This window comes from Pelovirga terrestris (assembly GCF_014773365.1).
Taxonomy (GTDB): domain Bacteria; phylum Desulfobacterota; class Desulfuromonadia; order Desulfuromonadales; family Geopsychrobacteraceae; genus Pelovirga; species Pelovirga terrestris.
Window position 1 is genome coordinate 224,416 of record NZ_JACWUN010000003.1, and the last position, 10,366, is coordinate 234,781.

Annotated in this window: 8 protein-coding genes; all 8 read left to right on the forward strand. The window is 57.6% G+C overall.

Going from position 1 to position 10,366, the window contains the following annotated elements; genetic code table 11:
• Positions 1-19: 19 nt before the first annotated feature.
• The 8 genes from ICT70_RS04075 to ICT70_RS04110 all read left to right on the forward strand — a co-directional run bounded on the left by ICT70_RS04075 (position 20) and on the right by ICT70_RS04110 (position 9,789).
• Entirely contained in the window at positions 20-1,483 is a 1,464-nt protein-coding gene (locus ICT70_RS04075; RefSeq protein WP_224746797.1) for a cobyric acid synthase, read from the forward strand.
• Complete coding sequence (locus tag ICT70_RS04080; RefSeq protein ID WP_191154107.1) at positions 1,480-1,953, forward strand: NAD(P)-dependent oxidoreductase; 474 nt, start codon at positions 1,480-1,482, stop codon at positions 1,951-1,953. The genes ICT70_RS04075 and ICT70_RS04080 overlap by 4 nt, the downstream gene beginning before the upstream one ends.
• Complete coding sequence (locus ICT70_RS04085) at positions 1,950-3,260, forward strand: cobyrinic acid a,c-diamide synthase CobB (protein ID WP_191154108.1); 1,311 nt, start codon at positions 1,950-1,952, stop codon at positions 3,258-3,260. Before ICT70_RS04080 ends, ICT70_RS04085 begins: the two co-directional genes overlap by 4 nt.
• Before the next feature lie 211 nt (positions 3,261-3,471).
• The gene (locus ICT70_RS04090) at positions 3,472-4,101 is read left to right on the forward strand and encodes a precorrin-8X methylmutase (protein ID WP_191154109.1); all 630 of its coding nucleotides are present in this window, start codon (positions 3,472-3,474) and stop codon (positions 4,099-4,101) included.
• 63 nt (positions 4,102-4,164) lie between these two features.
• Entirely contained in the window at positions 4,165-4,872 is a 708-nt protein-coding gene (gene bluB / locus ICT70_RS04095; protein WP_191154110.1) for a 5,6-dimethylbenzimidazole synthase, read from the forward strand.
• A gap of 30 nt (positions 4,873-4,902) precedes the next feature.
• A complete protein-coding gene (locus ICT70_RS04100; protein WP_191154111.1) occupies positions 4,903-6,510 on the forward strand; it encodes a sensor histidine kinase in 1,608 nt (535 codons plus the stop codon).
• Between the two features lie 31 nt (positions 6,511-6,541).
• Positions 6,542-7,882 (forward strand): sigma-54-dependent transcriptional regulator, encoded by a 1,341-nt coding sequence (locus ICT70_RS04105; protein ID WP_191154112.1) that lies wholly within the window; start codon positions 6,542-6,544, stop codon positions 7,880-7,882.
• A 434-nt stretch (positions 7,883-8,316) separates the two neighbouring features.
• Positions 8,317-9,789 carry a cytochrome c3 family protein gene (locus ICT70_RS04110; RefSeq protein ID WP_191154113.1) on the forward strand — a complete coding sequence of 491 codons (1,473 nt, stop codon included), beginning with the start codon at positions 8,317-8,319 and terminating at the stop codon, positions 9,787-9,789.
• Positions 9,790-10,366: the final 577 nt, after the last annotated feature.

The window sequence follows — 10,366 nt, forward strand, 5'->3', positions numbered from 1 at the left end:
AATAGGAGTGAAAAAGGTTTTGCAGAATACCCCAAACAAACGCAAAGTGCCATCTATCATGTTTCAGGGCACCGGATCGGGCGTGGGCAAGAGTCTGATCACGGCCGGCTTCTGCCGTCTACTGCAGCAACGCGGGGTGCGGGTGGCGCCCTTTAAGTCTCAGAACATGGCCCTGAATGCCGGGGTGACCGCCGATGGGCTGGAGATGGGGCGTGCCCAGATTCTTCAGGCTGAGGCAGCGTGCCTGGCGCCCGACGTGCGCATGAATCCGATCCTCCTCAAACCCCAGGGGCAATCCCGCTCGCAACTGGTGCGCCTGGGGCGCGTGACGGGAACATACAGTGCCCGCGAATATTACACCCTCTCCAGTGAAAATCTTGCTATCGCCAGCGCTGCCTACGATTCCCTGAGCAGCGAATATGACTTCATGGTTCTGGAGGGAGCGGGGAGCCCGGCGGAAATCAATCTGCAGGGCACCGATATCGTCAACATGCGGATGGCACAATACGCCGGGTCACGGGTATTTGTGGTGGGGGACATCGATCGGGGCGGTGTTTTTGCCTGGCTCAAGGGCACCTACGACCTGGTGCCCGACGCTGCCAGATCGCTGATCCACGGTTTTCTCATCAACAAGTTCCGGGGCGATGTCAGCCTGCTGCAACCGGGAATCGAGATGTTTGCCGACCTGGTGCCGGTGCCGATACAGGGAGTGATCCCCTGGCTGCGCCTGAGCCTGGAAGAAGAGGATTCTCAGGATCTGGCGTCGGACACCGACAAGGGGGATGCCTCGTTGCGCGTTGGGGTGGTGCGACTGCCCCATATCAGCAACTTCTCCGACTTTGCCCCCTTAAAAGCCATGACGCAGGTACGCCTTACCTATCTGCACCATCCGGCGGAACTGGCGGAGTGCGATCTGATTATCCTGCCCGGCAGCAAGCACAGCCTCCACGATCTGGATTTCCTGCAGCGCTCAGGGTTTGCTACTTCCTTGCAGGCGCTGGCAGGACGCGTCCCCATCATGGGCATCTGCGGTGGTTTGCAGATGCTGGGTGAGCGTCTGGAAGATCCCCATGGCGTTGAGGGGGAACCGGGAGCCGCCGAGGGACTCGGACTGCTCCCCCTCACTACCGTCATGGGGAATGGGAAAACGCTGCGTAAAGGGGTGTGGTGCGGCGCAGGGCAGTGGAGTGGACAGATGATCAGCGGCTACGAAATGCATGTCGGCCGCACATCGGTCGGCTCCGGCGTCGAGCAGCTGAGCGTTGACAACCTGTGCCTGTGGGATCGCCGCAAGAGAGTTTTTGGAACCTATCTCCACGGTTTTTTTGAAACGACAACCAACCTGGCGGCGCTGGGAAAACTTCTTCATCTGCCCCTGCAAGCCGTAGACTACCGGATAGAAAAAGAACGACAATTGGATCTGCTGGCCAAAACCCTGGAAGAACACTGCGACATTGACGCCATGTTGGAAGGACTGCTGTGAAACTCGTCTACTATCCCTTTTTGATCCATATCAGCGGCAAACGGCTGCTCTTTGTCGGCGGCGGCAAGGTGGCCGCCCGCAAGATCGGTGCCCTGCTGCCCATGGAGCCAGCTATCCGGGTGATCGCCCCGCGCATCGACGACGAGCTACGCGCCCTGGCCGCCGCCGGAACCATTGAAACCATTGAGCGCGAAGCCCGTGAGGATGATCTCAATCACTGCGATTATGCTTTTTTGTGTACCGACAAGCGCGAGCGCAACGCTGCCTTGGCGGCGTGGGCCAAAGAACTGCGCGTGCCGGTCAATGTGGCCGACGACCCTTGGCTGTGCGACTTCCACCTGCCCGCCGTGCATATGGACGAAGACGCCGGGCTGGTGATCTCCGTCTCCACCCAGGGGAAAAGTCCCTCCCTGGCGCGACGACTGCGAGATCGTATCGGCGAACTCCTGGACAAAGGGGGTTTGCCGTGAAAGGTGTGTTGATTGGAGCCGAGCGCAGCGGCTCCGGCAAAACCACCATCACTACCGGCATTGCCCGCGCCCTGAGCCGTCAGGGACTGCGGGTGGCGCCCTTCAAGTGCGGCCCCGATTACATCGACAGCCGCCATCTGGCTCGGGCCGCCGGCAACCCGGTGGAAAATCTGGATTCCGTCCTGCTCGGCGATGCGACTCTGGGTCAGATCTTCGCCCGGAGTTGCCAAGGTTGTGACATGGCTCTGGTGGAAGGAGTGATGGGCCTTTTTGACGGCATTGAACCACGCCGTTTTGGTGGCAGCTCCTATGACGTGGCCGTGCAACTGGGGCTACCCGTGGTGGCAGTACTGAACGCTGCCTCCTGTTCCTACACCATCGCCGCCCTGCTGCGGGGGTTACAGAGCCTTTGCCGATCCACGCCTCTGGAGGGAGTCATCATCAATCAGCTGGCGTCAAGCAACCATGAACGGCTGATCCGCAGCGCTCTGGAGCAGCATACCGACATCCCACTACTTGGCTGCGTACCCCGTCAGGCACAGCCCCTGGCACCCACCCGGCACCTGGGGATCGCCACGTCGGCCGAAATGGATGAAAGCTACTATGAAGCCTGCGCTGACCTGGTAGAGCAACATATCGACCTGACGGCGCTGGCTGCCATCGACCTGACCATCCCCCCGGCAAGCCGGTGCGAAGAAACCATGCCGGAAAGGTCACGCATCTGCGCTGTAGCGCGTGACCAGGCCTTCAGCTTTTACTACGAGGCCAACCTGCGAGAGATAGAGCGCCGCGGGTACGCTTTGCGTTTCTTTTCCCCCTTGGCCGGGGAAACCGTTCCCGACGCCGACTTTATCTACATCGGCGGCGGCTACCCCGAACTGTACGCCGAAGCCCTATCCACCCGCCAGGAACTACACCAGTGGCTGCGCCGCCACAGCGCCGCCGGACGTCCCCTGCTGGCGGAATGCGGCGGCATGATGCTGTTGACACAAGGCATTGTTGACGGTGAAGGCCGACACCACCCGATGACCGGAATTTTTGACGCTCGCTGCCATATGACCGGCAAACGACAAGCTCTGGGATATGTTCAGATCCAGGAGCCAGCCGCCCTGACCGGGCTGGTAGGACACGAATTTCGCTACTCCACCCTGGAGGACGTCAATGAGCCCTACGTCTTTTCCCTGGAGAAAGTGACCAATGGCGCGCGCAGCCACGACGGCTTCAGCAAGGGAAAAACCCTGGCGGGCTATGTACACTTTCACTTTTTATCCCAACCCTCGCTGCTGGACTGGTTGCTGGAGCGATAAATATTGGCAGATAATGCGTAACTGTTCAGCATCTTGAGAAACAACTCAGCAATGAGCCTGCAATTGGTATGTTTGAACGCTGCGGAAATTTGTTTGAGCGAAGCGAGTTCATTTTCGCAAGTGAAAATATGCCAATTGATAGGCTCTCGCTACGAAGCTGAATAGTTACGATAATCGCATCCACCAAAAAACATAGAACATGGAGCATGCAATGGACAAAGGCCTACAGATAGAGCAAGACAGTTTCGCCATCATCGACTCTGCAACCGACCTCAGCCGCTTTAACAGCGCTGAGCAAGTCATCGCCCGCAAACTGATTCACACCACCGGCGATACGGAATTCGCCGAGTTGACCTGCATCCTGTCCGGCGCTATAGAGGCTGGTGTCGCGGCCCTGCGTCGTGGTGCACCCATCATCTGTGATGTGGAAATGGTGCGGGTCGGGATTACCCGCCGCTACCTGCAGAGCTATGGCAATCAGGTGCACTGCTTCATCAGCCAGCCGGACGTGCTGACCCGCGCCGCTGCCGACAACCTGACCCGCGCCGAAACCGCCATGCTCTACGCCGCCGAACGCTACCCCGACGCCATCTTCGCCATCGGCAACGCCCCCACCGCGCTCTTGAAACTGCTGGAACTCACCGCCACCGGCAGAATGCAGCCCGCCTTTGTTGCCGGACTGCCGGTGGGGTTCGTCAAGGCCGAAGAATCCAAGGATCTGCTGCGCCAAACCACTATCCCCCACGTCACCAATCGCGGTCCCAAGGGCGGCAGTCCCTGCGCCGCCACAGTGATCAACGGGCTGCTGGTGGTGCTGAATGATCTCTTGTCAGCTGAATAATCCCGGCATATCCACCATTCCCCATTAACCACCAGCAAATCTGACTTCAGGAATGAATCGATCATGGATAAAATCAAATCCCATCTGCAAGCCGAAGACGTATTTTCTGCCAAAGAAAAAAAAGGCCTGTTCAAGGCGATTTTCAGCCGCAGGGATGTGCGCGGTCAATTCAAACCGGATGACGTACCTGATGAGGTATTGGGCCGGATTCTGAACGCCGCCCATCATGCTCCGTCGGTGGGCTTCATGCAGCCGTGGAATTTTGTCGTCATCAAAGATCCCGACATCAAACAGTCGGTATACAATGACTTCGCGCAAGCGAACCGCGAAGCGGCAGAGATGTTTGAACCGCTTCGCCGCAGTGCCTATCAGGGATTCAAGTTGGAAGGTATTCGTGAAGCGCCGATCAATATCTGCGTTACCTGTGATCGTGAGCGCACTGGGCCGGTGGTAATCGGTCGCACGCATGTGGAAACGATGGATCTCTACAGCTGCGTCTGTGCCGTCCAGAATCTGTGGCTGGCGGCGCGGGCTGAAAATATCGGTGTCGGCTGGGTCAGCATCCTGCATGAGCAACGCCTCAAGGAGATCCTGGATATCCCGGCAAGGATCGTCCCCGTCGCCTATTTATGCCTTGGCTATACCGATTTCTTTTTTAACAAACCCGAACTGGAAGCAGCCGGTTGGCAACCCCGCCTGCCGCTGGAACAGCTTGTTTTTACTGATCGCTGGGGACAGTCTATCGATCCGGCAGGGGGAGGATTTGCTTGACGCGGCAAAGGGAGGGGCATAGGTTGTGATTTGTTTAACGATATTGTTATCAGTTATCAGGGCGAGATTCCTTTGAAACTGAAGAATTCGATCACCGTGCGAATGACAATCGCCACAGCGGCTCTTCTTGTGGCGGTGCTCGCAGTTGTCAATGTGTGGCGCGATACCGGCGTGGTGGCACGATGGCAAGCGGAACTGCAATCCAAATCGGCGTTGACGGCCAACCTTGTCCTCCGCAGTTTCGAAGCGGTCGATCCGGACAAGTTCCCGGTTCACCAGGACTACCTGGCGCGGAATCTTGTCGAGCTTCCAGATATCCATGACATTCTGGTCGTCGCAGCCAACGGGCGGGTCGCTTTTTCTCATCACCCGGAGGAGATCGGAAAGCTCTTCGACCCGACGACTGAGCAGGTATGCGGAGGTTGCCACACGGCGGGTGGAATCCACTCTGAAAGCCGAGAGTACACATCGAGGAATGGTCAGCCGATTTATCACGAGGGCTTTCCGATCACGAACGGGAGCGCATGCCGACGTTGCCACGATTCGCGCCAGGAGATCCTTGGGATGCTGCTCATGTCCCTCGAACTCACCCCCTTCTATGCTGAACTCACTCGCCGGCATATCTCCTTCGTCTGGTTGGCGGTGGCAGTGGTGCTCGCTTCTCTTTTGTCCTTCTGGGGGCTCTTCCGAGTGCTGGTTCGCCAGCCGCTGGCGCGCCTCGAGTCGGACATCCGGAGTCTGGAAGGGGGCGACTTCCAACATCTTCACGGGCCGCGGGGGGAAAACGAGATTGCGATCCTTCACGCCTCATTCATCACTATGGCCGGTCGGCTGCGCGAAGCCCGTGCAGAACTCGAAAATCGGGTACGTGAGGGAACGCAAAGGATCGATTCCCTGAGTGGTGAACTCGACCTGGTCTACTCGAATCTCATGCATTTGGAACACCTCTCGGCCATGGGGACCGTCTCGGTCGAAATCGCGCACGAGATTCGGACGCCCTTGAACGCCATGGCCTTGCACCTGCAGCTGCTGGGGCGCAGTCTACAGCGCGGTGGCGGTGATGACGAAGAGATTGGCGAACTGTTCGGCGACATGAACCGGGAGGTGCAGCGGATCGTGGAGACGCTGAATCAATTTATGGCGCGCGTTCGGCGACCCATGCCAAAGCCGGATCCCGAGCCGCTCGGACCGGTCGTCGAATCTGCGATTTTTCTGATGGGGGCCGAAGCCAGGCACGCGGGGGTGGTAATCGAGAAGCAAATCGCGCCAGAGGTTCGTTTGCTTCCCGCCCACGCAAACCACATCCGCCAGATCCTGACCAATCTCGTAAGTAACGCCGTGAAGGTCACTCCGCACGGAGGTCGTGTGCGCGTCCGGGCCTTTCTTGACTCGGAACGGGTCCGGATTGCCGTCGAGGACTCCGGACCCGGTGTTCCGCAGGCGATGCGCCAACGGATACGGGAACCATTTTTTACGACGCACCCGGATGGCACTGGTATGGGGCTTGCAATTGTGGAACACATTCTTCAGGACTGCGGTGGTTCTCTCGATGTTGGGGATGCGCAAGATCTGGGCGGTGCGGCCTTCATTGTTACCCTCCGGGATTGCGCCCCGGCAGCGGGTTGCGATACGGCTTAGGTATCAGGTTTTATCTATGGAGGATTCAAAAATGGCCGGTGTTCGAGGGCGAGTTCTCTTTGTTGATGACGATGCTTCAACGCGCAAGGCGATGACGCGCGGACTTCGTCAGGACGGCTTCGAGGTGACGACAGCCGCATCCGCTGAGGAGGCCCTCACCCTGACGCTGGGTGCACCGCTTGACGTGCTGGTGACCGATGTTCTCATGGGGGGCATGAGCGGCATCGGCCTTCTTCGCAAGGTGCGCCAGATCCGTCCGGGGCTCCCGGTTGTCGTCATCACAGGATACGGGAGCGTCAATGTCGCGGTCGAGGCCATGCGTGAAGGGGCGGCAGACTATTTTGCGAAGCCCGTTAGTTTCGACCATCTCGCTCGCACTCTCGATCGAGTCATCGGCAACTGTCGCCGACACGGCGAGATCGTTTCCCCGGTCCCGCCGGCAGAATCGCCCCTTATCGGCCAGTCGGACCCGATCCGCAAAGTTCTGCAGCGCGTCGCGGTAGTGGCCGGCACGGACGCGACGGTTCTGGTTCGAGGGGAGTCCGGAACCGGCAAGGAACTCGTTTCACGGCAACTTCACCGCGCCAGCCGGCGCCGAACCGGTCCCCTCGTCATCGTCAACTGCGCTGCAATCACTGAGTCGCTCGCGGAAAGCGAGCTTTTCGGGCACGAGAAGGGGGCCTTCACCGGCGCGGTACGCCCTCGTGCCGGCAAAATAGAGCAGGCGAACGGCGGCACCCTGTTTCTCGATGAGATCGGCGACCTCTCGCCGATTATCCAGACCAAGATCCTGCGCGTACTGCAGGACCAGATAGTAGAACGGGTCGGCGGGTCGACCTCTCTCAAGGTGGATGTGCGACTTGTGGCGGCGACAAACCGCGACCTCGAGCGGATGATCCAGGAGGGAGGATTCCGCGAGGACCTGTATTACCGCCTTAAGGTCGTCACCATCGACATCCCCCCTCTCCGGGACAGGATCGACGACATTTCGCCTCTCGTGAACCACTTCCTGGAGGAGCTTGCGCATCGTTATGAACTTCCGGCAGCTCCGGCACTCGGCAGAGGGGTTATGGATGCGCTGCGCGCCCATCCCTGGCCCGGCAATGTCCGTGAACTCCGCAACCTGATCGAGGAACTGGTGATCACCGGTGCCGGCGAGCGAATCCTGCTGGTGGACCTGCCCCACCATGTGCGCGGACCTAGCGTCCCCAGCAGCGATGAGCCGTTGCTCGACGGTACTCACGGACTCGACGAGATCGAGCGGGCCGCGATCCAGCGAACACTGACCCGAACCGGCGGCAACAAGACAGAGACGGCACGCATCCTCGGAATCGGGCTCAAAACCCTCTACCGCAAGCTCGGAGCAGAGTAGAACCGCCCACTTTACTGACGTTTTCCCATCTGAACCTCAAATTTTTGTCAAAATGACATAGCTAATTGTCCAGATCAGACATTTTTTCTCAGAACGACAGGGTATCCGCGCTGCTTCTTCCGATGAAACGTCAAAACAGCCCTTCACCCAATTACGTAGTGTCCTCAATTTCAATCTCCCGGCCGCTTCTCCTTAGGTAGAACCCCCCGCACAAAGTCTGTCCCGTTCCCGGTTGAATAGGGCTGATCGGCACGCAAGATCGAAGAGTCACGTCACAGAAAAGGACGGCACGGCTCTTGCTGTAACCTTAATCCGACTACACGGTTCCTGAATGAACCTGACCAGGGACTGCACAACAAGTCAAAGAGATACGACCCCGGAGCTTAATCCGACCGAAAGCAGAGACATTCGGCCACAACCGAGAAGGAGGTTTTATGCAGGTTTTTTACAAAAAATGGAGATCGTTGCCGGCACTGGCCGTAGCGCTGACTCTGGCAGGAGGGCTGCTCGCTTGCGGTTCTTCGCGCTTGTTCACTCCGGTCGCTACGCCAGATCCGGTAGCTCCTGTTCTTGCGGCCTATGTGGGTGCCGATACCTGCCAGGCATGTCACCCCGAAGCCTACGCTGGATGGCGGGAAACCCTGCATCCTGAGGCATTTAATGGCTTTAACGATCTGTACAGTTTCGGCCTCAAGACAAATGACCTGTTTGGTCTCTGGATTGAACGGTTCGGCGACACCCCAGGCAATCCGGTTTGCTATGATAAAAACGAGGATACCGGGATATCCGGGACCAAAGACTTCTCTTTGAGCGACGGTACGAAGCTCACGGATGTTGACGGTGTTTATGTCAAGTACGAGGAAGGAAAGTTCCTCGCCCGTTTCCTCAACGAAAGTGGAACGGCAGTTCACACAACGGATGTGATGGTTTTCGGCCACGGCAAAACGAACCGGCAGACCTATGTCGTAAATGTCGGTGACGGGTCAGGCAACCGCCTTCTCAAGTGGCATTTCAGAAAAGACCGTGCCAATGAAAAAAATCCGCTGGGAAGGTGGATAGACCGCAATGACGACCGCATCTGGCAGAATAACTGCGTCGGCTGCCACGCTACCGGCTATGACATCGAGAAGTGGGAAGCCGACTCGAGCCTGACAGCCGGCGAGATTATTGCCGACATCGGTGTCGGCTGTGAATCGTGCCACGGACCAGGCAGTGATCATATTGCAAACCCGCTGGTGAGCAATATCGTCAATCCCGATGACCTCACCAAGACGCAGCAATTCGACGTATGCGCCCAGTGCCATACCCGCACGACTACCCATAAAGATTTTGATCCGGAATACCGGTGGGGGGACGCCCTGGGCTTCCGTCCCGGTGACAAGGTGGAAGATTTCGTGGAGACAATCGTCCCGACATGGGGTAAAGCGTGGAGGAGGGTTTCCGCAGACGGCAAGGGGCGTGGAGACCATCAGATGACCTTTGATCTGAAGCTCGGACCCAAAGCCGATTGGTCCTGCACACAGTGTCACAGTCTTCACAGCGTAAACGGCGAAGGGCTCATGCTCAAAGAGTCGCTGGTGGATACCTGTGTTACCTGCCACAGCGACTATGACACCCCGCAGAAAATTTCCGCCGTCATGGACGGCACCCGCGGATGGGATGGAGACGACGCCGGATTTGCAGGGAAAAAGAATCAGCACACCTTCCGTCTGGACGCCGAAGGGCGGGTGATTGGTTTGCCTGAATCCGAGTGGCCGGCGGAAAACAAGTGGCCCTGGCAGGTAGCAGAGACGGGTGTGAATAAAACTGACAAGATGTTCGCAAAATCTCCGAAAACAACTGATGATACTAAAGTTATCGCAAAAAATTTAAAGGAGAACGAAGGTGCTGCAGGCTCAAATAAATAAATGCTTGGGCTGCCATGCAAAATTCAGGGACTGGGCAAACACTCCCCATACAGTTAAGCCTTACGGCGAAGGAGTGCCTAAGGAATTGTGACGTTCAGACGAAAAATGGCCGTGGGAGAAGACAGGAGTTTGACCTTCGCCTGAACATACCGGGGGTATAATATCAATTTTGACATTGATTGGTATTATGCCCCCGGATTTCTACGCTTTCTTTGGGCCTGACGGGATAGGACCAGGCCAACCCACCGATATCAGGTCACGACCTTTCCTGCACATTCCGAGCATCTGCTGAAAACCTGTTACTCTAATTTTTTGCACAACTGGCATTGCTATGTTTACCTTCCCCTACCCCCAGACCAACCTCCACCACCGGGGGCACCACATCCTCCCGGCCTATCAATACCTCTCGGGACAGCTGGTCTCTCCATCCTTTCCAGCCTTTCAAGCTGGTCCGGACGTTCCATTCTTTCTGGTTTCCCAGCAGGAATCTCGCCTTTGGCCTTGACACATTTCACCACCAGCGGTTTGTGTTTGCGTAGCATTTCGGCAACTTTTTTATCGGTTCCAAATCGGTTTG

Coding starts and splice junctions, on each gene's coding strand:
- ICT70_RS04090 (WP_191154109.1), top strand. CDS start 3,472: ATGGACAAAGGCCTACAGATAGAGCAAGACAGTTTCGCCATCATCGAC.
- bluB (WP_191154110.1), top strand. CDS start 4,165: ATGGATAAAATCAAATCCCATCTGCAAGCCGAAGACGTATTTTCTGCC.
- ICT70_RS04105 (WP_191154112.1), top strand. CDS start 6,542: ATGGCCGGTGTTCGAGGGCGAGTTCTCTTTGTTGATGACGATGCTTCA.
- ICT70_RS04110 (WP_191154113.1), top strand. CDS start 8,317: ATGCAGGTTTTTTACAAAAAATGGAGATCGTTGCCGGCACTGGCCGTA.